The organism is Paenarthrobacter nitroguajacolicus, from assembly GCF_031455195.1.
Classification (GTDB): domain Bacteria; phylum Actinomycetota; class Actinomycetes; order Actinomycetales; family Micrococcaceae; genus Arthrobacter; species Arthrobacter nitroguajacolicus_D.
On the sequence record NZ_JAVDSH010000007.1, the window covers coordinates 49,198 to 75,906 of the forward strand.

Consider the following 26,709-nt stretch of genomic DNA (forward strand, 5'->3'; position numbering starts at 1 on the left):
TGGTGTGTAGTGGATAGCTGCGCAGTCCCTTCAGCAGAGGCATGACGCGACGGATTGCCTGTGCTACTGACGTCCGATCAGGGCGTAGATGTCGGGACGCGTCTTCCGGAGCCTCACAGCGACAATCATCCCGAGAAGCAGGAGACCGAAGAACAGCGACAGGATGGCCACAACGGCCGGCCCGGCATTGCCGAAGAGCACGTCGAGGTTCAGGGTCGCGAACACGAGGGTGCCTGCAACCCCGACGAATCCGAGCGCCGGCGCGACCAGCCGGTGCCACAGCGTCGTTCCCTCTGGCTTGTGACGCAGCAGGTAGGCAGCCACGGCAATACAGGTGATGGCCACCATCAGCAGAAACGCGTAGCTGTACGAGCTCAGCAGCTGGACGAACAGGAAGCTGGCATCTGCCTTGAAGATGATGAACGGGAGGAGCGCCAGCACCGACGCCACCGAGACGGCCACGGATGCCTTGTACGGCGAGTGGTGCTTCTCGTGCACCTCGGCGAGGGCGCGAGGCAGGAGCATGTCGTTGCCGAGGTTGAAGACGTAGCGCGTCGCGACGTTGTGGGCCGCGAGAACCGATGCGAGCACGCTGTTCGCCAGCAGGACGAGGACGATGTCGTGACTCACTCCACCGAGGTAGCTCTGGATGGTGCCCAGCAAAGCGCCTGCCGGATCCTCGGAATACACGGCCACGGCGTCCTTGGTCCCCACCGCCTGGACCATGGCCCATGACGTGAAGCAGTACATCACCGCGGTGATCAGGATGAACAAGAACGTCGCACGGGGGATCGTCCGCTTCGGATCCCGGACCTCCTCGCGGTAGATCAACGTCGCCTCGAACCCGCCCATCGCCGAGACGCCCAGGAGCAGCGCGATCCCCAGCGACCCAGAAGCAATGATCGACGGATCGAAGGTGTCCGAGACATTGAGTCCCGACGATCCGCCCCTCACTACGACCACGAGGTTGTAGATGAAGATCACCGCCATCTCAGTGATGAGGACGACCGTGAGAACTCTCGAGGAGATGTTGATGCGCTGATAGCCCAAGAAGCTGACAACGGCGAGAACGCCGAACGCATACACCCACCAGCTGATCTCGGGTCCGCCGAAGACATCGGTCACCAACGCATTGGCTGAGTATCCGAAGAAAGTCGTCGCACCCAGCACCATTAGGAAGTAGCTGACCGTGGCCAGGAATGCAGTCCCCAGTCCGACCACCTTGCCCAGGCCGGCCGTGATGTAGAGGTAGAAACCGCCCGAGTTGGTCATGTACGGATTCATCTTGATGAGCCCGACTGCCACGAGCGCCATGACCAGCCCGCCGACGAGGAACAGGATCGGAGCCCCTGCACCGTTCCCGAATCCGATGGACACCGGCACCGTCGCCACGAAGGTTCCCAGCGGGGCGTTGAAGGCCATGACCGTGAACAGCAACCCGATGACACCCAAGGTGCCCCTGAGCCTGGACCGCGGGGCCGCGGCGTCCTGTTCATGCGATGCATCGACCGTGGAGCCGATGGGCGAGTCTGGTGGTGTATTCAAGATTTTCTCCGATCGAGATGTGGGACTGCGGGACGAACTCGAACCGCAGAGCTGGCCCTGGGGTCAGGGGAGCAACTGTGCGGAAGCTGGACTCACGTCGGCGGCACTGCGGCAGACGGGGGATGTAATCCAGGCTGTTCCTCTCAGCGACGAGACTTGCTGGTAACGGACGCAGGCTGACAACCCGGCTCGCACCGACCAACCTCCGCGCCCGCTTTCGGTAGGCCCGGTGTGAAATCTCAACGATTGTTCGTCAATTCAATCGTGACGCTCATCATATGTCAAGGGTCCTTAGTTGCTACAGTTCAAGATTTACACGCACGCCTGCATCAGCGTTACATGCGGAAAATGCAACGGTCAGGACGCGGTTTGCGACGTCGGACCTGATTCACGGTCCAGCCCTGCGAAGATCACCACTTAGCCATATCGCGCGCGTTCTCGACACGACACGGTTTTCGTTGGACAATTCGGACAACTGCTGAAGCCCTGCAGTTCACGAGAATTCCGCTCCTGCTCCCGAGCGAGAGATGAGGTGCCGAATGACCGATGGACGATGGCACTACGGGGTCGCCATGACGGCTGTTGCGCTGTTCGAAGACTCGCCCGATGGTCTGGTCGAGCTCGTGGCCGCTGGCGCGGGGCGTCCTGTCCTGGGCCTGGAAGTCGTCGAGGTGGGCGATCAAGTGGCCGTCGGGCAGGGCCAACCTGGTCACAGTCCTCGGAGCACGGGGAGCCAGGGCGATCGCCGCCATGAACCCGTCGTGTGCCGACGCCTCGGGTCTGCTCCTTCGCCGCGCGCTGCCGATGACCCCATCGTGGTCCGAGGTTGCGCCGAACTCGGGATCACGCTGCTGGCCATGGCGGACGACGCAGCACTCACCTCGGTCATCACCGCTGTCCGATCCACGATCGAGGTCGCGGCGACGCCGCTTCGGACTGGGCATGTCCAACGCGATGACGACCTCTTCAACCTGGCTGACCGCATCAGCGCCATGATCGAGGCACCTGTCACGATCGAGGATGCCCGCCTCACTGACCTGCGGCTTCTTCCCGGGCTGGCTGCGGACCTGGCCTGGCTTATTTGTGCGCGGGACATCGTCGAGTACGGGCGAGATGGCATGCTCGTATGGCAGCCTGATTGGTAAGACCCCTGACAGTACGGGCGGTGTTTGTTTTGGTTCTGCGTGGAGAAGCTTCGAGGCGATGCCGTTCTAGAGCCAAGGAATCCGCACACCCCTCCCCCAGCCTGACGGAACGTCCGTTATCGGCGTTCAAATCACGGGGGTAGAAGTAGACGAGATAGCTCGTCGCCGGCAGCGTCCGGCAACGACAGCAGCGTTGTCGAGGTCGTGTGCCTCCAGGTCAGTCCTGAACCGTCTGGCCGCCAAGAGCGGCGGGCATAAAGTTCTGAAGCTCGCGTAGATAAGTCTGATCCAACTGGTCCCTCACATCGATGAGTTTGCCCTCATAGTCGAAGCTCAGATCGATTTCTGTTCGTTCCGTGGCGCTTGCCATATCGATAACCGGTCGACCTTTAGTAGGTAGGTACTTCTCCGCAGGGGCAAACAATTCAGTCTGCAGTTCCTGCATTCTCTGGTGGGAGGGCACCAAGATGCCGTGCGATGCATCCTGGAACTTTGTGGGACTGTAAACGAGGTTGCTGGATATAGCTCCCAGCACGCCATGAAAGCCAGCATCATGGAGCACCTTGGAAACCCGGCCGCCAAAGTCCGGACTTGCAGTAATGATTACCAGCCATCCCACCTGAAGCACAAAACACCACCGCACAGGCGCTTTACAGTCTGCGTCCGACGCAAACCGCACGATGTCCATCTGAAAGGTGGGTAAGTAATCAAGGGTCCAGACGAAGTGGGTTGAAAAATCTTTGGGCTGCCCCGTGCCAGTTCGTCGAATTGCGTGGAGATGCTGCTCGGGGACTATCAGACGTGGGACCAGTTCACTGGATAAAGCACCTAGAACCACTGACCAATGCGCCAGCTTGAATAGGTCAGCCGGTGGTGGGAATCCTCCTCCGTTCATTATGGATCTGAACACGGGGCTGGCTGCTTGTTCGATGTGGTTCATCCAACCGTTGTTGCAAGCTGCGCAGAGGGATGAAACGTTGATCTCTCGAATATCACCGCCGTACAGTATGTCGCGGTAGACGCCGGGCATCTGAACGCTGGATGCGGCAAGACTTACCTTGCCGGTGCCCGTATTCACAGACTCACGGAAGCCTCTTTGGAAGAGGTGAGTCCTTGTGAGCGACTCGTCGGTACCGCAGAAAAAGCACTTCGCCATTTCGTCTCCCCAATAGACGGCAGCTGCCGGCAATCCCCTCGCTGAACTCACTCAACCCCGGCCAGCGTAACCGACTATTGCCCGCAAACTGACAGGGAAGACCTGACACATGTCATAGGCTGCACCCTATGACCGTGACATAGTGGGATGGCAGGACCGGAGACGGCTAGGTGCTTGTAGGGTTGTCCGGCTATATCGCATGCAAGTCGTCAGGTGACGGCAACTACATAGGGACCAAGTCTCACAACCGACGCTGACTCCCCCACCTGAGATATAGCGCGGATCCTGCGGGGCGAGAGCCTGCCGACGGCGACGTCGACTGACCAGCAGCGAAGTGTTGAGCAATATGCGTCCATTCTCATGCTGCACCAGCTCGATAACCAGCAGACACCGCTTCGCAGTTACTTCCTCGACAAGGTCAAAGACGGCCGGGAGTTGCTGAAATGAGCAGCCTCTTCGATTACCGTGCCTACGGACGTATTGCGGCGCTCACCGAACATCCTCCCGAAATACCAGGACCGTGTCTGGAACGAACTAACGGCCGGCTCTACTGTTCCCCTCGTTGCAAATGATGCCGGTCTAAGTGATGTCCAGACGTTCCTCACTGTTCTTAGGCGGCTCAGCACCTTGTATGACTGGAGAACAACCGAGGTATCGGGAACAGACCCGCTCATGCCGAGGAGAGCGGATTCCGATGGATGGGATCGTCGTCTGTATTACTGGGCGCTCCTTATGCGCGGGTGGGTACGAGGTGACCCGATCAGCCGCGTTATCTCCAGCTCAGTTGCCTACTACAGTCAACGTGGTTCAATCACCTACCGTGACTACTCCCGCGAGGAGAGCCTCGTAACCGAGCCTTTCGACAGGCATTCCGCGAAGCACATCAACCTCATTATCGAATGGCCTCTCAAAGATATTGAGGGAGGCCTACGGTTCCGCATCATGGGGTACCTGCAGAACTTCATTGACGTCAGTGTGATGGCGCTTGGAAGAGATGCATCGGGGATCAACGTGGCGACGCTCGTCAAGTACGGCACAACTGACCAGCGCGCGATTCAACTACAAGAGGTGGGCTTCGGTCGGGCTGTAGCGACGGAGCTTCTGGCGGACCATGCAGATGCACTGAGATTCTCTGATGAAGACGAGCTGGAAGAACTCGATCATGAATCGGTACTGGCGAGCACCACCCTGTCAGACGAGGCTCGCGCCGAAGTTGAGAACATCATGGTGAAGATGGATGTTGAGGTTGAAAGCGCGGAGAGATAAACGCTGCTCGACTTCACGATCTCCGGTTGCGATGACAGAACCCTGCAGAGGAACCAGTCCTCGGCCTGCCCCCAGCTTGACGGAAGATCGGTTGTCGGCGTTAAAAGCACGGGAGTAGAAGTAGCTGCCAGAACGCCCGTTCATTAACGAATCCGGCATTTCCGCAGGTCCTATCCCAACTGACCAGGGGCCCACAAAGGTGCTCGGAGGCCGGTCCATCATTTCTATCCAAATGTTCCGTGGTTCGGCGCGTGAACTTTGGTTCCGCGCCGAACCACGTTGGCCCAGGAGTCTGCTACCAGCTTCCTATTGCTCCTCGGATAGTGTGTTCGAGCCGTCGTTGACATGGGACCACGTCTTTTCTCATTCAAAGTAGGACTGTCCCAACGGCCACGGAAATAGTCAGTGTCTCCCGGCTCACCGTCTTCTCTCCACCTTTGGCCTCCCAACTGGTCTAGGCGCGCAGTGAGCGTCGTCCCGGTTCTCGAGGGCGAGCGGTGGCGCGAGCTCGCGACGCCGTCATCAATTTGGAGGGACTGAGTTGAAAGGGCGACTGCACTTTCGCCTAGTTGGTGCTCCCGGGGCCAGCCTCCCATCAATCGCATCCTCCTGGGACGCGCCTCGAATGAGCAGCTCGGGAAGCTATAGCTATTTGATGGACCTTCGGCCATTAGGTGAAGGTCAGCTCTTGATACCGCCGGCGTATCCCTGCATGAGTTTCTTTTGAGCAAACACGTAAAAGGCAAGCACGGGCGCCATGGCGATGAGGACCACCGCGAAGCTCAGATTCCATTGTGAAACTAGGCTGCCCACGTAGTTGTAAACAACTACTGGGAGTGTCATGTACGGCGAGCCGTTCAGGAATATCACTGCCGTGAAGAAATCGTTCCAGACTAGGAGGCCGCCAAGGATGGCAACGGTGCCCGTAGCTGGCGCCATCAGGGGGAAGATGACGCGTGAGAAAATTTGGAAACGGCTCGCGCCATCGATGGTGGCTGCCTCCTCATAATCCCTGGGGAGCCGTCGGAAAAAGCCGGAATAAATGAACACCGCAAGCGGCATGGCCATGGCCGTGTAGATGATGATCATGCCCCAGGGATTCCCAATCAGGCCGAGGTTGCGCGCACCGATGTACAGCGGGAGGACCCCGAGTTGGGTAGGTAGGACAATAGCGATTAAGAAGATCCTGAAGACGTTATTGGATAGTTTCCGGGTGCTTCGCGCGAACACATATGCTGCAACCGACGACAAGGCGATCAGTACCAGCACGGTCCCGGTTGTGATGAGAAGACTACTGGAAAGGCCTTGGTAGACGTTGCCGGACTGACTGCCCGTTGGTGAGAGCAATTGGATGAAATTATCGAAAGTAGGGGCCGACGGCGGGGCAAAGGCAGAGCTCGTGAGCACCTCCTCCGTGGTTTTGAGTGAGGTGCTGATCAGAATCCAAAATGGAAGCAACAGTATGATGCTGGCAATTACCACAAGGATTTCCCTGGCAAGCGACCACTTCGTATAGCGATGCATTTCTAGTCTCCAATTTTGGCGCGGTCGCGCACAATGAATTGCTGGATAAGCGCGAGGATCAGAATGAAAACGGTAAGGACAAGAGCCGCGGCGGCACCCAAACCGAACGCCCCGTAAACGAAGGTCTGGGAGTAGACCTGAGACGCGAGAGTCTGTGTGGCGTCCGCGGGGCCGCCGCCCGTCAACGTGAGGACCTGATCAAAGACCGACAACCCCTGAATCAGGGTTAGAACGGTCGCTATGGCCACCGACGGCTGGATGGTCGGCAAGACAATGCTTCGGAAAATCCGCCACACACCGGCACCATCCAAAGCTGCTGCTTCTTCCAGTTCCACCGGCACAGTGGCGAGACCGGCCAGATAAATGACCATAACAAAGCCGATGCTCTGCCAGACCATGACAGCCAGGATGCACCAGAGCGCCAGCGAGGGGTTGGCCAGCCAGTCCTGCTTCAGGTTTCCCAGCCCAACAGCGCCCAGAAACTGGTTGAGCGGCCCGTCAAAAGCAAAAATGAACTTCCAGACGAAGGAGACAGCCACCGAGCTGAGCACCACCGGCATGAAAATCAGTGCGCGCAATACGAAACGTGTCTTGAGCGTCCTGTTCAAGGCCAAGGCGAAAAGCAGACCAAGAGCATTGGTGAAAACCACGAACCCAGCCGCAAGAAACAGGGTATTTCGGACGGAGCCCACCAGCGTCGGATCCTGAAGAACCTGAATGAAGTTGTCGAAGCCAACGAAGTTGAAGTCACCCAGCCCCGTCCAGTCAGTGAATGCGAAGAAAGCTCCGAAGGCTGTTGCCATGTAGGTGACAACGAGCGTGAGGGCGACGGCCGGAAGTGCCCACCACCAGCGGCCGAAGCCGATCCCCGAGGGCCGGTGTGGGGGCGCTGGAGCGGCTTCGTTGTTGTCAGTCCCTGGCGGGATGATCCGGCCATTGGTAATAGTCACTGTCGTGGTTCCTTATTCGTTGCTGAAGGGAAGGCAGTGCCGGCCGGTAGTTGGTAAACCGGCCGGCACTCGTTCGTTAGTTGCCCCAGGCGGAGTCCATGTCCTTCAGGACATCTTCGGCCGATTTCTGTCCAGTGATCATGGCCGTAACACCCTTGCCGAGGCTGTCGTACACCTTGGCGGAGGGCCATTCGGTCTGTGCCAACGGGCGTACCTTGTCCTCCTTGTACAGGTTCGCGATGGGTTCGTAGCTAGCGGGGAGCGGGTAATCACTGGCGTTGACGGGAAGCGCTCCCAGTCCCTTAGCGACCATCTCGGCGCCTTCCTTTTCAGTGAAGTACTTCAGGAACTCTTTTACCAGCTTGGGGCTCTTCGTCTTTGCGTTACCGGAGAGGGCAAGCTCGGCTGTGGTGCCCAGGTACGTCTCGGGAGCATCAGGAGCAGGCATTGGAAGGACGACTGGGTTCACAGCTCCCTTGGACCCATCGGCGATGCTCTTGGCTGCTCCGCCGGGAGCAAAAAAGCCGAGGGCTTTACCCTGCCCGACCGAACTGATGAGCACATCAAAGCCCGCACCTGCCGCACCATCCTGGAAGCACCCTGAATCGAACATTTGCTTTACACCCTCGAGGGCTTGCTGCCAGCCTTTCTCTTGCGAAAAAGTGGTCTTGCCGGCGGCTCGGTCGTCATTCCACTTCGGATTTGGCCCGTACACCGTTGAGCTAGCAAGGGTCATCGCCAAAATCCCTGGGTTGCCCGGAACAGTGCCCGCAAGGGCGGTCAGGGAGACGCCCTTGTCACGGGCAACCTTGCACTGTTCCAGAACGTCGTCAAAGGTCGACGTGTTGTCCAGCTTCACGCCCAGTTCCTGAGCCTTGGCCTGATTGAAGATCAGGCCGGCGGGCATCGAAGCGAGCGGAACAGCGTAGAGCTTGTCCTCATATTGGAAGAGCTTCTCAATGCTGTCCGGCAGTGCCTTGTTGAGCTCTGGGTCATTGAGTTCCAGGAGCAGTCCAGCTTTGGCGAAACCAGTCATAGCACCTACCTGTCCTTGGCCGGAGAGGACACTTATGACATCGGTGGCGGTGCCACCCTGCAGTTGAGTGGTAACTGTCTGGGCAAGAGTTTCCGCCGGCAGCTTGACCAATTCGACTTTAACGCCGGGGTGAGCCTTCTCAAAGGCGGCCGTTGTATCCTGAATGAAGGTGTCGGCAGGATTGGTAGTGGAGAACGAAAAGCGAATCGTTTGCGGCTCGGCGCCCCCTGACTCGGTGGAGCTTGAACTGCCGGCGCAACCGGTTAATACGACGGAAGCTGCAACAGCGGTGGCAGCGGCGGATAGCCACCCACGGCGGTTAATCGAAAACTGTGACACGGGGTACCTTTCAGACATCTTTGTCGAGGGGCTGCCTCTTGGAAACGCTAAGCCCTCGTGGCTCCGGCAGTGGCCCGTAGCCAGCTACCTCTTATGGCTTCCAGTAGACCGAAGTTCCTCCACGCCGTCCACGCGACTTTGCTTATGGCCTCTATTGATGGGAGTGATGGTGCTCACTCCCGCACTCGATACCAAGCATCGGCCCTTTTGATGGTGGGATTGCGTGACCTCTTCCATCGAGGCCTATATGCTTGTGCTATTCAGGCGGGGTGAGGGCACGTGGCATGCAGGCCATGATGAATAATCCCCCCCGATGCTCAGAGCATCGGGCAAGCAGACGTAAACGCACACCGTTTCGTCCCGCCTGCACGCTCTCTTCCGGGCGGGACTTCCAAATCCTGTTGGAGATCCAATGACTGTTACCCAGCCCGCCGGCGTCGGCTGTCCCTTCCTCAATCCGCAGAAGCTCTTCGAAGACCTCGCAGGGGCGCGGACAGGCCAAGGATTGCCCCATTCGGACACATTCGAGGGACGGGTAGTGGGACGTTACGACGAAATTGTCCAAGCACTCCACGATCCGGAGACTTTTTCCTCCCAGCCGACCGTGGGGACTGTCCCATCGCCCTGGCGTGAGCAATTTGAGGGAAGGGTGCCCAGCAGGGGAACCCTGCTGGGCTTGGACAACCCGGATCATGACCGCCTACGGTCGAGCGTCAACAGTTTCTTTATGCCACGGAAGCTGGGCAGGTATGAGGGCTGGATCCGTGAACAGGCCCACCTCATGGTCGATGGTTTCGTTGAGGACGGCCGGACGGAGCTGAAGCTTTCTTTCGCTCTTCCGTTGCCGCTGAAGGTCATCGCGCACGTCGTGGGCCTTGACTCCCACCGGTCCGAATGGATAGGTGCAGCCCTTGGCTTCTTTATGGGTCCCCGCGACATCTATCACCCGGGCACCCCCGATGAGAAAGCACAGCTCCTTCTCGACCTGCACGACTACATCCTGGAGGTCATGGACGAGCGCAAGCACAACCGCCGGGACGACCTGATCAGCCACATATGGAATGAGCGGGAGTCAGGAGCCGTTGAAATGACCGACTTCGAAATGTTGTCAATGTTCCCGGGGCTGATGCTGGCAGGACACGAAACCTCGTCGAATCTGATCTGTATGGGACTCTCGCACCTCCTGGCCGACCCAAACCGCTACGCGGCCGCGCAGAAGGATGACACTTCACGAGCTGAAGCCCTCGAGGAACTGTTCCGCTACGAGTCAGCCATCACCGGTATGAAGAGGCTGGTGACTAGGGACGTCAGCCTCGGTGGCACACAGCTGAAGGCCGGCGAAACGGTCTTCCTCGCATACGCCGCCGGATCCCGTGACGCAACAAAGTTCAGCCATTCGGACGACATCGACTTTGACCGCGACTGGGCTGTGCCACATCTGGGATTTGGCCAGGGAATTCATGCGTGTTTAGGAGCGCCGCTCGCACGCCTCCTCCTCCGAATCGAACTGGAAGTCCTGCACGAGCGGCTTCCGGATCTCCGTCTCGGTGCGCCCTACGACGAGCTTGAGTACACAGTGGTCTCCGAAGGCCGCGGCATGGTTTCCCTGCCGCTCGAATGGACACCGGTGCGCGTCGCCGAGAGGGCCAGCGCCCCTGTTATTGACGCTCTTCATTCTGCTGCCATTCCTGTAACTGTCAGCGCCCGCCGCCTCGTGACCGAAAAAGTACTGGAGCTCACGTTGGAGACGAGCAGTCCTGATATTGTCCGCTGGGAGCCAGGGGCGCACCTTGACCTGGAGCTCCCGGATGGCTCCTTGCGGCAGTACTCGCTGTGCGGGCAAACGGCGTCCTCTGAACTGCGGATTGCTGTCTTGAAGGAAGACAGCGGCCGAGGTGGGTCCAAGCTTATCCATGACCAGGTCAAGGTCGGAGACAGGTTGAGCATCAGGGGACCTCGCAATCATTTCCGGCTGAAGCCTGCACAGTTCCTGCTGTTCGTCGCCGGTGGCATTGGAATCACTCCCCTGCTTCCCATGATTGAAGAAGCTGAGCGCCGCGGTACACCTTGGCGCCTGCTCTTTCTTGGTCGCGAACGGAAACTCATGCCCTATGTTGAGGATCTGGTGCAGCGACACCCGGCGAACGTCTATGTCTGGCCAAGCAGCGAACGCGGCCGTTACAACCTCGATGACATTTGGTCCAGGGTTCCCGCCGACGATGCGTTCGTGTATGCATGTGGGCCGAACGAACTTCTCGCAGGTTTGGAGGAATCCGCTGCGAGGCACGATGCGGAACTCCGGCTGGTGGTCGAGCGCTTCGCGGCGCAGAAGGTGGAGCACCTGCCGAACCGTCCCATCGAAGTGCAGATGTCCAGAACCGGGAAGACCGTCACGGTAGGGGTGGACGAGAACGTTCTGGACGTCCTGAACCGGGAGGGTGCCAGCATCTTGTCGACCTGCCGCGAAGGTACGTGCGGGACCTGTGAAGTCCGAGTGTTGGAGGGAGTTCCCGAGCACCGCGACTCGGTCCTGAGCCTTGAAGAGCGACTCGCTAACCAAACGATGATGACCTGCGTATCACGTTGCCGTGGCCGGCGTTTGGTGCTGGAGGCGTAAGCGCCGAAGGCAAGCCTCCACGCTTCGCGCTCAGAAGACCGCCGCGGTCCCACTTTGAACCATTTCCTTGGCGCATTCCAAATCATCGCCGATATGAGCTCTTCCATGAGCCCTCGTAGGAATAGTTTTCCCCTATGCTCACCATCACTACTCTGCATGGTCGTTTACTGCCTGAGTAACACCCGGAGTCCTAAGGTGAGACCAATGCCGCTGCCCTGCCTAAAGGACCACTAATGCCAGACCTGCCATTTGCTCACGACAGACAATCGAGCAAGGACCCCCTGCTGTTCCAGGAATTCGTCGATCCACCCGCAAGTGCGCGTCCCAGAGCTTGGTGGCACTGGATGGACGGCAACGTCGATGAGGCAGGGATAGTCAAAGACCTGGAATGGCTTGCCGCATCCGGAGTCGGCGGTGTGCAAGCGTTCAACGGTTCCATGGGAACTCCTGCCTATGTACCTGAAACAGTCGTCTTCCGTTCACCCGCCTGGCAATCAGCGATGAGGTGTGCCGCGGACACCGCCGACCGGCTGGGCCTGGAGCTGTCAGTCGCCACCTCTGCTGGGTGGAGTGCCACCGGAGGGCCGTGGGTCCGCCCTGCAGCGGGGATGAAGAAACTGGTCTGGAGCACGGCAAGGGTCAGCGCGACCGATCGGAGGCCCCTGGCGCTGCCCGTCCCGCCGTCCATATCCGGGCCATTCCAGGACGTCCCGTTCAGGGCCGTCCGTGGGACGGAAGTGGAGATACCCGATCACTATGAGGAAGTAGCCGTTGTGGCGCTTCCTCACCGTGAATGTCATCAACCGGTCCTGCCTGCAAGGCTTACCGCCAGCGGCCCGGTGTCGGGCGAACGCACTTTGGATTCACTGGCGGACGGTCGGTTCTGGCCCGCCATAGATCTGTCTGCAACCGCTTCTGCCGAGCGTGAAGATCCCGGATCAGGTTGGGTTCTGTTGGACTTCAATGAGCCTGTTGCTGTTGCTTCCATACGGGTCGGTCTGCCCGCCCGGCACGGCTTCGGTTCGTCGCCGGCTCCCCTGGCTTGGCTTGAAGCCAGCAACGACGGTACTACCTTCAGCACGGTCGTTGAGCTCCCCTCATCCCCTTCACCTGTCCGGTCGGCGGCTTTTCCCGCCGTGACGGCACGCTATTTCCGGCTTCTACTTCAGGACCGCGTCGGCTTCAGTTTCCCTTTCGCACCGGGTGTCAGACCTCTGAAGTTTTCGGACCCCGAGGGGCAGAACCTTCTTTTTCAGCTGTCCGGGCTCCAGCTCTTCCCGGGGCCGCGAGTCAACCGGGCAGAAGAGAAGGCCGGCTTTGCCCCCGTGCCTGACTTTTACGCCCTTGAGGGTGGCCCCTATGAGGCGGCGGCCGTCCAGCCTGAGGAGGTCATTGATCTTAGTGATCGGCTTCAACAGGACGGGACTCTGGACTGGGAGCCGCAGCAAGGTGACTGGACAGTCATTCGCTTCGGGTATTCCCTCACCGGGCACCTCAACGGACCGGCCCCTGTGGATGCCACCGGTCTGGAAGTGGACAAGCTTGACGGCGGTCTCGTCACTGACTACATCGAGCAGTACCTTGGCTTCTTTGACGAAGCGCTGGGGCAGGAACTCATCGGTTCCCAGGGGGTGACGGCCCTGCTGAGTGACAGTATCGAGTCCGGGCCGCAGAACTGGACCTCGGCGATGCGGGAGGAGTTCCGCAGCCGGCGCGGTTACGATCTTCTGCCGTGGCTGCCGACGGTCAGTGGTGTTCTAGTGGGCGGCGCCGAACGTAGCGACGCGTTCCTGTGGGATTTCCGCCGGACCATCGCGGAGCTTCTGGCCGAAAAGCACTACGGGACGCTTGCGCGAGTAGCTCACGCACGGGGAATGGGCTATTACGCCGAGGCGCTGGAGGATCACCGCCCGCAGCTGGGCGACGACCTTGAGATACGCTCGCACGCCGACGTGCCTATGGGGGCGATGTGGTGCTATGAACCGGAAAATGGGCCGCAACCAACATACGTTGCGGATCTGCAGGGCGCCTCCTCCGTAGCCAACATCTACGGAAAGGCGGCTGTGGGAGCTGAATCCATGAGCGCTTTCGGAAAGCCTTTCATGTTCACCCCCAGGAACCTTAAACCCGTCGTGGACATGGAATTTTCCCTGGGCGTCAACCTCGTGAACATCCATACGTCACCCCATCAGCCGGACGCTGCTCCCAAACCAGGTGTGACGCTCTCGCCCTATCTAGGCCAATCCTTCACCCGCAACGAGACCTGGGCGCACGCTGCCCGGCCATGGATTGACTACATCGCACGCTGCAGCCACCTGCTTCAGCAGGGAACGCACGCCGCCGACATCGCATACTTCTACGGTGAAGAAGCCCCGGTGACCGGTGTATTCGGTGATTCAGCTCCCGAGGTCCCTGAAGGATACGGGTTCGATTTCATAAATCTGGATGGACTGCTGAATCACATCACCGTGACGTCCGATGGTCATCTCCTTAGTGCCGGTGGGGTGAGCTACCGACTCCTGTACTTGGGCGGTACCAGCCACCGTATGACCCTGGCCGCAGTCCAGCGCATCACGGAACTGCTTGACGCCGGAGCAACAGTGGCAGGCTGGCGGCCGGAGAGCTCTCCGAGCGAAGGGGACGACAGGGAAGAATGGGCCGCCGCCGTCGATGCCCTCTGGAGCCGGCAACGGCCAGGCCTTCTGGACCTGGACGGTGTGTCCACAGCTGACGGGCTGGTGATTGGGTTGACGAGGATCAAAGTGCGTCCCGACTGGGTCCTGGGCACGGACGACGATTCGAATCTGGCGGTGATCCATCGCCGCCTTGACGAAGGTGAGCTGTACTTTGTCAGTAACCAGCTCGACCGGCCTGAGAAGATCCGTGCAGCATTCCGGGTAGAGGCCAAGACGGCAGAGCTATGGGATCCGGTCAGCGCCCGCCGCGAAACTGCTTCGATCATCACAGGGGAATCTGAAGCAACAGCGCTCGACATAGAACTTGATGCCTTTGGCTCCGTATTTGTCCTGCTCGGATACGACAGCTCCCATCAGACTCCTTGTCCTGAACAGCCGGATGTTCCTGAATGGGCAGAGGTTCCCGTGCATGGGCAGGAGCTGGACGGTCCTTGGCGGGTGGAGTTCGACGCCGATTCCCAGTCAGCCAATCCGCTCATCTTGGCCGCGGCGGAACCCTGGAGCGGCCCCCTCGCGCCGGACTACCCGTCCGGCGTTAAGCACTTTTCCGGAAAGGCTGTGTACAGCCACACTTTCGACCTGAAACTGACGAGCGGGTCCGGATTCCGGCTGGTTCTGGAAATCAGCGACGTTCACGACCTTGCAGAAGTGTGTCTTAACGGGCGGGACTTGGGTGTGCTCTGGACGCCACCCTTCAGGATGGATGTCACGGATGCGGCAAGAACCGGTCAGAACCTGCTGGAGATTGCGGTTACCAACTCCTGGGCTAACCGGCTCATTGGAGACGCCGCGGCTGGTGTGACGGCACGCCCGGGAGCCCACGTTTTCGAACCTGATGCCGACACGCTGCCCGCCGGGTTGCAGGGTCCGGTGCGGCTCGTGGCCTACCGGGAGTAGTTGTTCGAGATGGAATGCCTTGGGGAGCCGGCCGAAAGCTTGGCTCCCCAAGGCATTTCCGAGTGTCCCTTACTCGGCGTGTGTCGTCGTTTCCGAGAGGCGCTGCTCTGGCATGAAGACGGACAGCAGTACTCCCACAGCGAAGATGCCGGCTAGCACCGCGAAGATGGGCAGGAAGGCCCCGGAGTAGATGTCCGCGACGCCTGCCCGCAAAGCGTCGGGCAGCTGCTGGACGGAGTGGGGGTCGGTAAGGGTTGCCGCGGGAAGACCCAGGCTGTTGTTCGCTGTGGCTTGCGCGAGCGACGCTGCGAAAAGTCCGCCTAACACGGCTGTTCCTACAGTCACACCGAGTTCGCGTAGGTACCCCAGTGAAGCGGTGACTCCTCCGACCACCGAATGCGGCATGGCGTTCTGGGCAGCGACCACCGTTATCTGCATAAAACTGCCCACGGCCAAACCCAAAAGGGCGAGCAACACCCCGACTATGGGCAGGGGCGTGCCGGCTGGGAGTAACCGAAGACAGAGTGCGACTGCTGTGGCCAGGGCAGAACCGGCGAGCGGAAACATCTTATATCTTCCTGTGCGGGTGACGATCCAGCCGCTCAGGTTGCTGGAAAGCATCATTCCCAGCACCAGGGGCAGCAGGATCATTCCCGCCACGGAGGCTGACGTCGAGTAGGCCATTTGCACGTAGCTTGGCAAGTAGGCCACCACACTGAACAGGCCGGCGCCGATCACCAGACCCAGCCCCGCAGCGTTGACCACCGGCCAGCTTCTAAACATTCGCATTGGTATCAGTGCATGTTTCGAGCGTATCTCCACGACCACAAAGATAGCGCCGAATACGGCGGCAGCTACATACAGGCCAAGCACCATTCCGGTGGGAGCATTAGTTTCAGTAGAGAGCGCAACCGCAGTGACCAAAGTGCAGGTGAATGGGATCATCGTCATGATGCCGGCCCAGTCCATTCCCCCCGTTCCGCGGACGACGTGAAGCTTCCGCAGTGAAAATGCCATGGCCAGCGCAAGGAGACCCAATGGGAGATTGATCCAGAAAACCCAGCGCCAACCGACGGTATCGGTGATGGCGCCGCCCAGGAGGGGGCTGACAACTGTTGCTATGCCGAATACGGAGCCCAAGGGGCCCAGATACTTCGGTCGCTGCCGCGGTGGAACAAGATCGGCAATGATTGCGGCCGGCAAAACAGCCGTGCCGGCACCCCCGAGGCCTTGAAGTGCTCGATACAGGGAGAGCTGGAATATGTCCTGCGCAAAGCCGCAAAGCACGGACGCTCCAAGGAATATTGCCAGGGCGATCATCATCAGCGCCGGCCTGCCGAATCTGTCCCCAAGGCGCCCGTACACGGGCATGGCAACGGTCATGGCCAGCGCGTAGGCGGTGATGACCCAAGCCATGTGGTTCGCACCGTCCAATTCGCCCACCACTGTTGGTAGTGCCGTCGCCACAATGGTGTGATCCAATGCTCCCAGTAGGACTATGATCAGGAGCGCGGCGTAAACCCGGCCGATCCGGATCCCGGCCACAGCAGGATTCCCCGGCCTTTGTTGCTTTGGCGGCGACGCGGATGGTTCAGCTTCTGATGTGGTGGTTTTTGACAAGTTTGCACGGCGCACCGCAACCTCGTTCCGGGAATGCCAGTAGGACTGGCGGGACGCCAGCCAGGTGCGCGTCCGGGGGAATCTTCACCCCGACCGACGGGCCCTCCAAGGCCCCAGCGTCCATCCGAACTTATCATTGCCCCGTGCCGTGGACCGATGGCACCGTGCATTCGAATTCTCAATAGCCCGCATACTTTGGAACTATTTCCGTAGCCTCCTGTACGGCGCGTTTACTTGATGAAAACTCGACGAAAAGGAGAGCTTCCAATGGCACAGACCATTCCTGTTTCCACCGCTGAATCTCAAGAGACGAGCCCGGACAATCCGGCGTGGTTCCGTTATGTGCTCGGCCAGTACCCCACAGGGGTTACGCTCATCACGGCATCCCGGGATGACGAATCCGTTGGGATGGTGGTAGGTACGTTCAGTTCCGTGTCACTGGACCCGCCCTTGGTGGCTTTTATGCCCGATGTCCGCTCCACCAGCTGGCCCAAGATCCAGGAAGCCGGTTCTTTTTGCGCCAACGTCCTGACCGCCGGGCAGCAGGACGTCTGCCGTGCGTTTTCCCGCAAGGCTGAGGACCGGTTCAGCGCCAATGCCTGGTCGGAAACGCCGTCCGGCAGTGCGCAGCTGGAGGGAGCGGCTGCCTGGGTTGACTGCGACATCGAAAATGTGATCCGCGCCGGGGACCATGACATCGTCATTGGACGGGTCAAAGCCCTGGGGGTAGGCGAGTCGACAGATCTTCCGCTGCTATTCCTGCGCGGCGGCTACGGCTCCTTCAGCATTCCCTCAATCATCTCCCCCGCAACAGCCCTCACACGCCACGTCAAAGCTGCAGACGCTGCCCGGCCTGAAATCGAGGCACTTGCAGAGGAGCTCAAACTTGAGGTGCTGGTCAGCGGCGTAGTCGATGATTCAGTTGTCGTCCTGACTGCAGCGGGCATGGCCAGTTCCCCCATCGGCTCCCCGTCCCGGGTAGGCGTCTCTTTTGCCCTTGCCGCACCCCTGGCCCCCCTTCACGTGGCATGGGCCGGAGAAGCCGCCGAGTCGCGGTGGATTACCAACGCGGAAAACGTAGTGGGGCATGTTGCTCCGGAGGTTGCCCATGCTGAACTGCAACGCGTCCGTGAAACTGGATATGCCGTCTCCGTTGGTAGGGCGGCTGCGGCGGAGTTCGAGCGAATGGTTGCGGTGCCAAGCGACACCGCGGCCCCGGATCTTAGCGGCGTCCTCCCCAAACTGCTGGAACGGACCGCATCGACGGGCCCGGCGTCCATCGAGGACCCGGGGGGAGTGACATCGCTTCATGCCCCAGTCTTTGATCCAACCGGACAAGTAGCCGTAACCCTGACACTGAACGGTTTTTCCGGCTCTGAACCAGCTTCACGGCTCACTCAATGCAGGGACCGGCTCTTGGCAGCTGCCCAGGCGATCAGCGAGGAGATCGGAGGCCGGCCTCCACGGTAAGAAGCAAAGCCCGCTCTTGGCTCGTTGACGATGGCTGTGAGCTGCGCCATAATTAGTATCAATATTCTAATTCGGGTTTTGCTATCATCCTCAACGTGGAGAAGACATGGTCAATTTACTGACAGCCGACCTTAACCTGCTCGTCTCGCTCGATGCCCTGCTTGAGGAGCGGAATGTCACCCGCGCCGGTGCACGGATCGGAATCAGCCAGCCGGCCATGAGTTCATCACTGCAGCGATTGCGCAGACAGTTCGACGACGAGTTATTGACACGTGTGGGATCAGCCTATGAGCTGACGCCGCTGGCGAGGGTCCTCAAGGAGGACGTCTCTGAGATCCTGCGCCTCGTGGAACGAACCTTCGATGCCCAGGCCGTCTTCGATCCAGCGTCCTCGACCAGGAGTTTCCGGGTAATCACTTCGGATTATTGCCTCACGGTGCTAGCGGGAAAACTGATGTCGATGCTGCAGGAAGAGGCTCCCGGTGTTCAGGTGCACTTCGACGCTGTCACCCCTTTGGCCGTGGATCGAATCAAGGAGACGTTGCAGAACGCGGACCTGATGCTTATACCCAAGGGCCACTTCTCCGGGTTTCCGCACAACGAGCTGTTTACAGACAACTGGGTTTGCGTCACCGGTGCCGGTTCACCCGAGCGGAGGCTCACGGTGGAGGAAATGCGGCACGCCCGGTGGGCGAGGCTGTTCGGAGCAGAGGTCGACTCCACCCTCGCGGACCGCCGCGTCTATGACCTCCAACTGGGCGAAAAAACCGACATCATCGTTGATACCTTTTTGATGCTTCCGTTCGCTGTTGCGGGCACCGACCGGCTAGCCCTGGTCCAGGAACGCCTCGCCCGGCTGTTAGCGGACGTGGCAGGCGCACGCATCATGCAACTGCCCATCAACCTTCCCACCCTCGTCGAGTGCGCGTGGTGGCACCCGTCCAAGTCCGGGGATCCAGGACACCAGTGGTTCCGACGCCTGGTTGGCAGAGCTGCTGCCCAGATGGAACCTGCATTACCAGCTGAACCCTCATCCATACGCCTCACCGGGGACGAGGCCGCGGCCCAGCCGCAGGTGGCTTAGCACCCATCATCTTGTAACGAATAAACGACCAATTTCAGGAGTTTCCATGCATTTTTCCCTGTTTCTCACCTCCCGCTCCGGCAGCCCGGAGGAAGACCGCCCAGTGATGCAAGCGATGGTGGAGCACGCCATCGACGCCGAACAAAAAGGTTTCGATGCCGTGTTCCTGCCGGACCATCACTTCACCGGGTATGCTCCCCCCGCCAGCGACCCGTTCGTGTTCGCCGCTTACCTTGCCGGGAAACTGGACCGGATGCACTTCGGATTCTCCGTTCAGACACTGGCCCTGCACCACCCCGTCCGGTTCGCGGAGCGGCTGGCACTTCTGGATCAGCTGACGGACGGCAAGCTGCTGGTCGGAGTCGGCAGCGGAACCACCCCCGAAGAAATGATCGGCTTCGGGGTGAACTTCCAGGACAGTTCCCGGCTCGCTAACGAGAACCTCGAAATCGCCGAAAAACTATGGGCGAAGAAGCCCGGTGACGAGCCGGTTACCTTCGACAACGGCCACTACCGGGGATCAGTTGTGTCCCGTATTGTCCCTGCCCCCTACACCAAGCCCGAACCCCGCGTCATGTCGGTTGCAGCCCGGCCGTCCAGCGTGGAACGTGCCGCCAAGAAAGCGCAGCCGGCATTTATCCTCGCTTTCGCACCCCCCGTCATCGACAGCGGCAACGCCTTCGAGTTCGTGAAAAAGAACTTCTCCAACTACCGCAACGCACTCGAAGCGGCAGGCCATTCGGAGGAAGCTGTCAAGGCAGCACTGGAATGGACCACCCATTCCTACCAGCACGTACACATCGCCGAAACTGATGAACAGGCAGCCGAAGAAATGGACATCATCCTGGAGCAGTACCAGGAAGCAGTAGAACGTGAGCACGCAGCCAACAAGGCCGCTGAAACCATCAGCGGGGTGGACCTCCGCCCGACTCCGGATGCCCGCACTGAGGGGTACAAGGGAACATGGTGCCTGTACGGCAGCCCGGAAACCGTGGCAGCCGAACTCCAGAAGTACGCCGATCTCGGCATTGGCAACGTCCTTCTTGCCCTCATGGGCGGCCCGCTCACCGAAGAACGCCGCCGCTTCACGGAGCAATCGATGCGCCTCTTCTCAGAGCGTGTCCGGCCGCTGCTGGGCAGTTCCGAAACGGCCGGCGTGGCTGAGAAGGTCGCGGCACTGTGATGGCCGGCCCGCTTACCGGCGCTTCAGCGACAGAGGCGGTTGTAACAGGCCCGGATATCAGCGGCGCTGAACTTACGGGCGGCCGCACCGGCTGGAGCACCACGCCCAGCGACGAGGAAGGCGTAGAAGAAATGGTGTTGCTGGACGGCCCTCTGGGCATCGTCAGCAAGGCCATGGACGAGCGCGATACCTCGCTCATTATGCCATCCGGGACGGCCCTCGCCGCCACATGGGATCCGGAAATCATCACTGACGTGGGCCAGCTGATCGGCCAGCAGGGCGCGGAACGGGGCGTGTCCGCCATTTTGGGCCCGAACCTCAACCTTCCCCGCTCGCCACTCACCGGCCGGGGCTTCGAGATGTTCTCCGAGGACCCGTTCTTGACCGGCGTACTCGGGGCCGCCTGGGTGCAGGGCGTCCAGTCACAGGGCGTGGGATGCTGCGCCAAGCACGTGGTGGCCAATGATACCGAAACAGAACGACGCCGGATGAACTCCCGTGTTGATCCCGTCACCTTACGCGAGACCTACCTTCGACCGTTTGAAACGGCTGTGCGAACAGCGAATCCGTGGATGCTGATGATGGCGTACAACCGCGTGAACGGCATGCACTGCTCCCAGCATTCCGGGCTGATCGGCGTCCTCAAGGATGACTGGAAATACGACGGGGTGGTCGTTTCGGACTGGTACGGCGTCGACGATACGGTTGCTGCCGCCAATGCGGGGCTGGACCTGGAAATGCCTGGTCCGGCCCAGTACCTCGGTGCGCGCTTGGCCGACGCCGTCGCCGCCGGTGAAGTTCCCGAACGGCGGTTGCGTGACGCCGTCGAACGCGTCACTCGGCTGGCCGACAGGACCGGGCGGCGGACCGGCGCATCTGTTCCCGTTCCTGCCCGGCTCCGCACTCGGAGAGAACAACGTGATGTCCTCGGCAGGGCAGCAGCGGCATCCTTCGTGCTGCTCGAGAACCGGGACCGCGTGCTGCCCCTGTATCCGTCCCGGATCCGGACGCTGGCCGTGGTGGGCCCGAACGCTGCCAAGCCGTGTTTTCAGGGTGGCACGTTCGCTACGGTGCGGCCGGAAGGCGAACTGGTGACGCCTCTGGATGCCATCCGTGACGCCTTTGGTCCGGATGTGGAGGTGCGGTACGAGTCGGGCGCGGCGCTGTCCGATGCCCTTTCCCTGACAGAACTGGGCAGTATTGCCCCCGATGGCACGCCCGGGGCGCTGCTGGAGATTCTCTCTCCGGCCACGGCGGGCGGGGACGAAGTACTGTACAGCGAAGTCCGGCACGCATCGTCGTTCGTGTGGTTTGGTCCAGTACCAGGCGTGGGTGCCAACGCGCCCGGGCGCGCCCGCATCACGGCGCTGTTGCGTCTTGAGGCTCCAGCGCGGTGGGCGGTCGGCGCTGGCGGCACGGGGATCAGCTCGGTTACCGTTGACGGCAAACGTGTCCTGGAGGTTCCCGCGCCGGCGCCGGATGATGTCATGGGCGTCGTTGCCCGCGCAGACACCCAGCAGGTCACCCTCGACCTGCCCGCCGGCGAGGTGGAAGTGGTGGTTGAGATGGCCTTCCAGCCTGGCAGGGTCCAGGCCATCACGGCTGTCGCGGCGCCGGAGCAGCTGTCCGCTCCGCTGACTGATGCGCTGGCCCTCGCGGCCCTCGCGGACGCCGTCATTGTGGTGGTTGGTGACGAGCAAGGTTCTTCCCGCGAAAGCGCGGACCGCACGACGGCGGCTCTCGATCCCGCCTGCGACCGCCTGGTAGAGGCCGTCGCTGCGGTCAACACCGAAACGGTGGTGGTCGTCAACGCCTCCCGCGCGGTGCTGCTGCCCTGGGCGGACAACGTGAAGGCCCTCCTGATGTCCTGGTTCCCTGGCCAGGAATTCGGGCACGCACTCGCGGCTGTCCTCACCGGCAGCATTGCACCGTCGGGCCGGCTCCCAGTGTCCTTCCCTGCACGGAACGAGGACATCCCCGGCTGGGGACATGGGCTGGACACGGAATTGACCCTGGACTACGCAGCAAGCGAACCAATGGGCTACCGCCATTTCGAAACGTCCGGAAGGAGCCCACGCTATCCGTTCGGCTACGGCCTCGGGTATACGGAGTTCAGACTGGTGGACGCCGTGTTGGCGTCATCCATGCTTGGTCTTGGAGACAATGCTGCGGAGGTGGAAGGCGTGGCTGTCCACGTGACGCTCCGCAATACTGGTACGTCGCCGGGTCGCGACGTCGTCCAGCTCTACGGCAAGGCACCCGGCGAAACATGGTTCCGACTGATGGGTTTCACTGCACTCGATGTAGCCGCTGGTGCAAGCGCGGAGGCAAGGATTGCGGCGGACCCGCTCGGCTTCCGGCGCTGGGATACGGCGAAGTCCGCCTGGGTTGTCCCCACCGGGGAATGGGAGCTGCGGGTGGCAAGGAATGCCGCTGACGAGGGAATCCTCTGTAGGATCACCTTGTGACGCTTCCGGACACCAGGTCCCGTGAGCCTAAGCAGGCCAGGAGCCGCCAATCGTTTGAGAAGACGATCGAGGCGGCCCTGGCCCTGCTTCAGGAGCGGGGCAGCGACGAATTCACTCTGGCTGATGTCAGTGCCCGTTCCGGCGTATCCATCGGTTCCATTTATGCGCGCTTTCAGGGCAAGGATGAACTGATCCGGGTGGCCCACGGCCGGAAAATGGATGACATCGACGCCGTCTCAAACCACCTTTTCGCATCATTGTCCATCAGCCCGGGTGCAGGACTGGAGTTAGTGGTGCGGGCAGCTGTGGACTGGACAATAGAGGTCCTTCGCCGATACGCGGATATTCTCCGCCCGTTTATGCTGCGTGCTACCCAGGACGAAACGATCTCGAACCGGGGCGCTGCCTCGCATGCTGTCCTGGCAAGAAACTTCTCAGCCGTCTTGAACCAGTGGCCCGAAGGCTTCCTCCACGAGACCGACGTCGACTGGAGCTTCAATGTTGTTTACAGCGTTGTAGCGCGACGGCTGGGCCTGGGCAGCACCATGGAGGGCAGCGGAAACTTTGACTGGCAGGAGATAGCCGAGAAGCTGGCCGGCATGGTGGCTTCCTATCTTCTGGCTGGCCAGCAAGCGGCAACGCGCCCCTGACCCTGCGGGCATAACGAGCGGCGATACCGGCTATCCAAAAGCTCGTCTTCCGGACATTCTCCGACTCTCGGCATAGTGGGAACTACCACCGATGGCCGTTGATCTAAGGAGATCCCATGCATGTTCGCGTCAGCTCAGGGTCTGTGGCGCTTGATGAACCAGACGATTGCACCAGCTTCAAGGTGATGGTGTCGGCTGCGGCCAGGGACAGTCTCCCAAGGCTGCTTGAGTCGACGTCGGCAGGCAAGCTGGATGGCCAGGAAGTCATGGTTTCCGTGGCCTGGATCAAGGGCGAATGCGCCGGCAGGATCGGGATGGGCTGGAACTACCGCTTCGCGAACATGCTTGTGTTCGCCGCTGGAAAAGGCTGGCTGAGCAATGACGGGAGCCATGTGCGCGCCCATGTCGAAATGTTCTAGAAGGATCAGTCTGGAGTGGAGACAACGATAGGCCTCGGCGCGTGCGCCGGGGCCTTTTTGGCCGGGCGTCGGTGAACCCAGCACTCGTTTCAGGCGGCTATCGAAAATGATGATGCGCACACCACATCGCGTCTGATCTGCAAGTGGTGTTCCAAGACCCCGATGGCTCCCTGAACCCTGCGCCCACAGTCGGAAAGTCGTTGACCGAGCCCCTCGAAGCGGCTGCGGGGATAGATGCAGGTACAGCGCTGGGGATGACCCGGTCCCTTCTGGATAAGGTGCTGCTGCCGGAAGGTGCCGCCGACCGCATCCTCACGCATTCAGCGGCGGGCAGCGCCAGCGCATCGCAAACGCAAGGGCGTTGGCGATTAACCCGCGCCTGATCGTCTGCGACGAGGCCATCAGCACGCTGGACGTTGTCAGCCAGGCTCAGCTGCGGGAGCAATGACAAACGACAACACGGGCGACGACGGCCCAGGCCAAGGCTGCCCCGGAAGTCGGATGTCCGATCGTTCCGTGATGCCCTCACGCCGCCGAAGTGTGTTGGAACACGCATCCCATTGATGCCCCGTATGACGGACGGACCGTGGCCTGCCATGTCTTCGATCCAGTATCAGGCCACCCGCAAGCCGGCCAATGCAAGGGCCTCGTTACAGGCACCCTCGAACCAACCTCAGTCTAAGCAAACTTCCGAACCGGACAACTTATGCCCCTTCAAGAGATAGAAAATATTATGCCCAGTGCTACTCTCGACGAACTCCGTGGAGCCTTCAGGGAACTAACTGACATGTACGGATGGTCGCCCTTGCAGACGCCGCACAGTCTGACCCTGGCGCTTAGTGGCCGGGTGGGGGCAATCGCTTCCCTCCTGCAATTCACAAATGATCAATCGATTACTGACGAAAATAGATCCGAGATGCAAGCAGAACTGGCTGACTGCCTTGTTTACCTCATGGCACTGGCTGACGTGGCTCATGTCGATCTCATCGCTGCAGCCACCGAGCGTATCCACGCCGCCATCGAAGGCAGCTGCCCGGCAGTGTGACGGGCCCGACCGGCGCTGGACCCGGTAGAAGGAAGGCCGCGGTGCTTATGAGCACCGCGGCCTTCCTTCTGATGACAACGTTGAATTAGCGACTTCATTCCATTGAATCGGGCCTTCAGCTACAACAGGCGCCGCACCCATGCCTCCCGGGCAGCGCGCGTCTCCCGCGAAATTGCTGCCTCGGGCGCAAGCAGTTCGTAGCCATGGAAGCCCCCGGGCCAGACATGGAGTTCGGCCTGCCCTCCGCTTTTCCAGATCTTGCTGGCGAATGCCACTACTTCATCACGGAACGTTTCGGCTGAACCGACGTCTAAGAAGGTGGGAGGCAAACCGTTCAGATCACTTGCCCTGGCCGGCGCCGCGTATGGGGATACATCAGGTGTTCCCCTCCGGCTACCGAGCAGAGCAGCCCAGCCGACCTCGTTGCGCGCGCGATCCCAGGTGTCAATTCCCTCCATCTGCCATGCCGAGACCGTGTTGTTTCGATCATCCAGCATCGGCGCAGTCAGCATAAGCCCGAGCGGCATCCGGTGCCCATGGTCCCGTGCGAGCAGAATAAGGGACGCCGCCAGGCCGCCGCCGGCACTCTGCCCCAGGACAATGACACGATTGCCATCAACGCCCAGTTCTTCCGAATTTTCGAACGTCCACTTCAGGCCGGCGGCACAGTCCTCCACGGGCCCCGGGTAAGGCGTTTCGGGGGCGAGCCGGTACTCTACTGCCACAATGACCAAACCCAGAGCTTCCGCGAGATGCATGTAGCCGGGCATGCTTTGGCGGGCGGTGCCGCTGACCATGCCTCCCCCATGCACCAGATAAAGTGCTGGCCGAGGAGCCGCGGCCCCGGCGGGAGTGCAGATGACCACACTGATGTCTGCGCCCGTTCCGCCCGGGATAAACCGTTCCTCGATAATGAAAGCGCCGCCCTGCGACAGGACAGCGTCGGAGGGCGGTTCATAGCCTGGCGGCGGCTGACGTACGTCCTTAAGGGTCTCCAGAGCGAGAGTGGGAAACGGCGGCATGTTGGCCAGGACTGCAGCGCATTCCCGGTCAAGGGGCGGCGGCGGAACCACTTCTGTGGGCTGCTCGTAACCTGTCAAAACGGTCTCTCCTCTTTGTGCCTACGCTTGCGTATCAGTCTCTTACTGTCGCTGCCTCGGTCGTTTCGGTGAACGCTTCCGCGTCAGCAAAATAGTGTTAGGGAACCGGAATCAACCTATGGTGTTACTGGTTGTCCCCAAGCCCTGTATGGACGTCATCCGATCGGGGAGCCTTGCGGCACGACCTCACTGATGAATCCTGAGGCTGGCCACGTTCGTCCATCCAGCGTCATCATCTTTCCCCTCTCTGCCCCACTGCGGCCTGCTCGGCGTCCGGTAGCAGCCCCAGCAGTGCGGCATTGCCGGGCCTGCAGACAGTTGAACGTTGGTGGGGGGATACATGACATTCAACCTAACCAGCCGGGGCTGATGGCGGAAATAGAGATCTTCGATGCCCGGCATCGTCGTTTGCTATGGCCTGGTGGCGCCGTCGCCTCAGCTGGAGGCCGGACGGCTGTATTCATGCGGTGGATGGTCGTCATAGCGAAACTGCGCTTCC

General features: G+C 60.6%; 20 protein-coding genes. 13 read left to right on the forward strand and 7 right to left on the reverse strand.

The genetic code is table 11. The features are described from left to right. Positions 1-63 precede the first annotated feature (63 nt). Positions 64-1,545 (reverse strand): APC family permease, encoded by a 1,482-nt coding sequence (locus J2Y68_RS15290; RefSeq protein ID WP_209754646.1) that lies wholly within the window; start codon positions 1,543-1,545, stop codon positions 64-66. A gap of 539 nt (positions 1,546-2,084) precedes the next feature. Between J2Y68_RS15290 and J2Y68_RS15295 the strand changes: the two genes are divergently transcribed. Next, positions 2,085-2,690 carry a hypothetical protein gene (locus J2Y68_RS15295; protein ID WP_309994631.1) on the forward strand — a complete coding sequence of 202 codons (606 nt, stop codon included), beginning with the start codon at positions 2,085-2,087 and terminating at the stop codon, positions 2,688-2,690. Between the two features lie 217 nt (positions 2,691-2,907). Here the strand turns inward: J2Y68_RS15295 and J2Y68_RS15300 are convergent, their stop codons facing one another. Next, positions 2,908-3,768: a hypothetical protein gene (locus tag J2Y68_RS15300; protein ID WP_309994633.1), complete on the reverse strand. Its 861-nt coding sequence runs from the start codon at positions 3,766-3,768 to the stop codon at positions 2,908-2,910. A 543-nt stretch (positions 3,769-4,311) separates the two neighbouring features. On the opposite strand from J2Y68_RS15300, the gene J2Y68_RS15305 reads away from it, so the two are divergent. Beyond that, a complete protein-coding gene (locus tag J2Y68_RS15305) occupies positions 4,312-5,112 on the forward strand; it encodes a hypothetical protein (protein WP_309994634.1) in 801 nt (266 codons plus the stop codon). Positions 5,113-5,793: 681 nt separating this feature from the next. On the opposite strand, the gene J2Y68_RS15310 is transcribed toward J2Y68_RS15305, so the two are convergent. From J2Y68_RS15310 to J2Y68_RS15320, 3 genes are all read right to left on the reverse strand, one after another. After that, positions 5,794-6,636 (reverse strand): carbohydrate ABC transporter permease, encoded by an 843-nt coding sequence (locus tag J2Y68_RS15310; RefSeq protein WP_309994635.1) that lies wholly within the window; start codon positions 6,634-6,636, stop codon positions 5,794-5,796. A gap of 2 nt (positions 6,637-6,638) precedes the next feature. Next, on the reverse strand, positions 6,639-7,586 hold the full coding sequence (locus tag J2Y68_RS15315) for a carbohydrate ABC transporter permease (protein WP_309994637.1): 948 nt from the start codon (positions 7,584-7,586) through the stop codon (positions 6,639-6,641). A gap of 76 nt (positions 7,587-7,662) precedes the next feature. After that, positions 7,663-8,961 carry an ABC transporter substrate-binding protein gene (locus J2Y68_RS15320; RefSeq protein WP_309994638.1) on the reverse strand — a complete coding sequence of 433 codons (1,299 nt, stop codon included), beginning with the start codon at positions 8,959-8,961 and terminating at the stop codon, positions 7,663-7,665. Between the two features lie 412 nt (positions 8,962-9,373). Between J2Y68_RS15320 and J2Y68_RS15325 the strand changes: the two genes are divergently transcribed. Both J2Y68_RS15325 and J2Y68_RS15330 read left to right on the forward strand, forming a co-directional pair. Then, positions 9,374-11,578, forward strand: coding sequence for a cytochrome P450/oxidoreductase (locus tag J2Y68_RS15325; protein ID WP_309994639.1), 2,205 nt, complete (start codon positions 9,374-9,376; stop codon positions 11,576-11,578). A gap of 233 nt (positions 11,579-11,811) precedes the next feature. After that, the gene (locus J2Y68_RS15330; RefSeq protein ID WP_309994641.1) at positions 11,812-15,171 is read left to right on the forward strand and encodes a glycosyl hydrolase; all 3,360 of its coding nucleotides are present in this window, start codon (positions 11,812-11,814) and stop codon (positions 15,169-15,171) included. A gap of 69 nt (positions 15,172-15,240) precedes the next feature. On the opposite strand, the gene J2Y68_RS15335 is transcribed toward J2Y68_RS15330, so the two are convergent. After that, positions 15,241-16,716: an MFS transporter gene (locus J2Y68_RS15335; RefSeq protein WP_309994643.1), complete on the reverse strand. Its 1,476-nt coding sequence runs from the start codon at positions 16,714-16,716 to the stop codon at positions 15,241-15,243. A 342-nt stretch (positions 16,717-17,058) separates the two neighbouring features. On the opposite strand from J2Y68_RS15335, the gene J2Y68_RS15340 reads away from it, so the two are divergent. The 9 genes from J2Y68_RS15340 to J2Y68_RS15380 all read left to right on the forward strand — a co-directional run bounded on the left by J2Y68_RS15340 (position 17,059) and on the right by J2Y68_RS15380 (position 25,110). Next, the gene (locus tag J2Y68_RS15340; protein ID WP_309994644.1) at positions 17,059-18,261 is read left to right on the forward strand and encodes a flavin reductase; all 1,203 of its coding nucleotides are present in this window, start codon (positions 17,059-17,061) and stop codon (positions 18,259-18,261) included. 106 nt (positions 18,262-18,367) lie between these two features. Beyond that, complete coding sequence (locus J2Y68_RS15345; RefSeq protein ID WP_309994646.1) at positions 18,368-19,345, forward strand: LysR family transcriptional regulator; 978 nt, start codon at positions 18,368-18,370, stop codon at positions 19,343-19,345. A 46-nt stretch (positions 19,346-19,391) separates the two neighbouring features. Continuing rightward, positions 19,392-20,528, forward strand: a complete 1,137-nt coding sequence (locus tag J2Y68_RS15350) for an LLM class flavin-dependent oxidoreductase (RefSeq protein WP_309994647.1) — start codon at positions 19,392-19,394, stop codon at positions 20,526-20,528. Then, on the forward strand, positions 20,528-22,996 hold the full coding sequence (locus J2Y68_RS15355) for a beta-glucosidase (RefSeq protein WP_309994649.1): 2,469 nt from the start codon (positions 20,528-20,530) through the stop codon (positions 22,994-22,996). Before J2Y68_RS15350 ends, J2Y68_RS15355 begins: the two co-directional genes overlap by 1 nt. Continuing rightward, the gene (locus tag J2Y68_RS15360; protein WP_309994651.1) at positions 22,993-23,646 is read left to right on the forward strand and encodes a TetR/AcrR family transcriptional regulator; all 654 of its coding nucleotides are present in this window, start codon (positions 22,993-22,995) and stop codon (positions 23,644-23,646) included. Before J2Y68_RS15355 ends, J2Y68_RS15360 begins: the two co-directional genes overlap by 4 nt. A 116-nt stretch (positions 23,647-23,762) precedes the next feature. Next, complete coding sequence (locus tag J2Y68_RS15365) at positions 23,763-24,065, forward strand: hypothetical protein (protein WP_309994652.1); 303 nt, start codon at positions 23,763-23,765, stop codon at positions 24,063-24,065. 143 nt (positions 24,066-24,208) lie between these two features. Next, positions 24,209-24,448: a hypothetical protein gene (locus J2Y68_RS15370; protein ID WP_309994653.1), complete on the forward strand. Its 240-nt coding sequence runs from the start codon at positions 24,209-24,211 to the stop codon at positions 24,446-24,448. Next, a complete protein-coding gene (locus tag J2Y68_RS15375) occupies positions 24,409-24,513 on the forward strand; it encodes a hypothetical protein (RefSeq protein ID WP_309994814.1) in 105 nt (34 codons plus the stop codon). The genes J2Y68_RS15370 and J2Y68_RS15375 overlap by 40 nt, the downstream gene beginning before the upstream one ends. 468 nt (positions 24,514-24,981) lie before the next feature. Then, positions 24,982-25,110: a nucleoside triphosphate pyrophosphohydrolase family protein gene (locus J2Y68_RS15380; protein ID WP_309994654.1), complete on the forward strand. Its 129-nt coding sequence runs from the start codon at positions 24,982-24,984 to the stop codon at positions 25,108-25,110. A 119-nt stretch (positions 25,111-25,229) separates the two neighbouring features. On the opposite strand, the gene J2Y68_RS15385 is transcribed toward J2Y68_RS15380, so the two are convergent. Beyond that, on the reverse strand, positions 25,230-26,210 hold the full coding sequence (locus tag J2Y68_RS15385; protein ID WP_309994655.1) for an alpha/beta hydrolase: 981 nt from the start codon (positions 26,208-26,210) through the stop codon (positions 25,230-25,232). Positions 26,211-26,709 lie beyond the last annotated feature (499 nt).

What these genes read in the sequence shown, in the direction of transcription:
- J2Y68_RS15325 (WP_309994639.1), top strand. Translation starts at nt 9,374, where the DNA reads ATGACTGTTACCCAGCCCGCCGGCGTCGGCTGTCCCTTCCTCAATCCG.
- J2Y68_RS15345 (WP_309994646.1), top strand. Translation starts at nt 18,368, where the DNA reads ATGGTCAATTTACTGACAGCCGACCTTAACCTGCTCGTCTCGCTCGAT.
- J2Y68_RS15355 (WP_309994649.1), top strand. Translation starts at nt 20,528, where the DNA reads ATGGCCGGCCCGCTTACCGGCGCTTCAGCGACAGAGGCGGTTGTAACA.
- J2Y68_RS15350 (WP_309994647.1), top strand. Translation starts at nt 19,392, where the DNA reads ATGCATTTTTCCCTGTTTCTCACCTCCCGCTCCGGCAGCCCGGAGGAA.
- J2Y68_RS15330 (WP_309994641.1), top strand. Translation starts at nt 11,812, where the DNA reads ATGCCAGACCTGCCATTTGCTCACGACAGACAATCGAGCAAGGACCCC.
- J2Y68_RS15295 (WP_309994631.1), top strand. Translation starts at nt 2,085, where the DNA reads ATGACCGATGGACGATGGCACTACGGGGTCGCCATGACGGCTGTTGCG.
- J2Y68_RS15365 (WP_309994652.1), top strand. Translation starts at nt 23,763, where the DNA reads ATGCATGTTCGCGTCAGCTCAGGGTCTGTGGCGCTTGATGAACCAGAC.
- J2Y68_RS15310 (WP_309994635.1), bottom strand. Translation starts at nt 6,636, where the DNA reads ATGCATCGCTATACGAAGTGGTCGCTTGCCAGGGAAATCCTTGTGGTA.
- J2Y68_RS15340 (WP_309994644.1), top strand. Translation starts at nt 17,059, where the DNA reads ATGGCACAGACCATTCCTGTTTCCACCGCTGAATCTCAAGAGACGAGC.
- J2Y68_RS15380 (WP_309994654.1), top strand. Translation starts at nt 24,982, where the DNA reads ATGCAAGCAGAACTGGCTGACTGCCTTGTTTACCTCATGGCACTGGCT.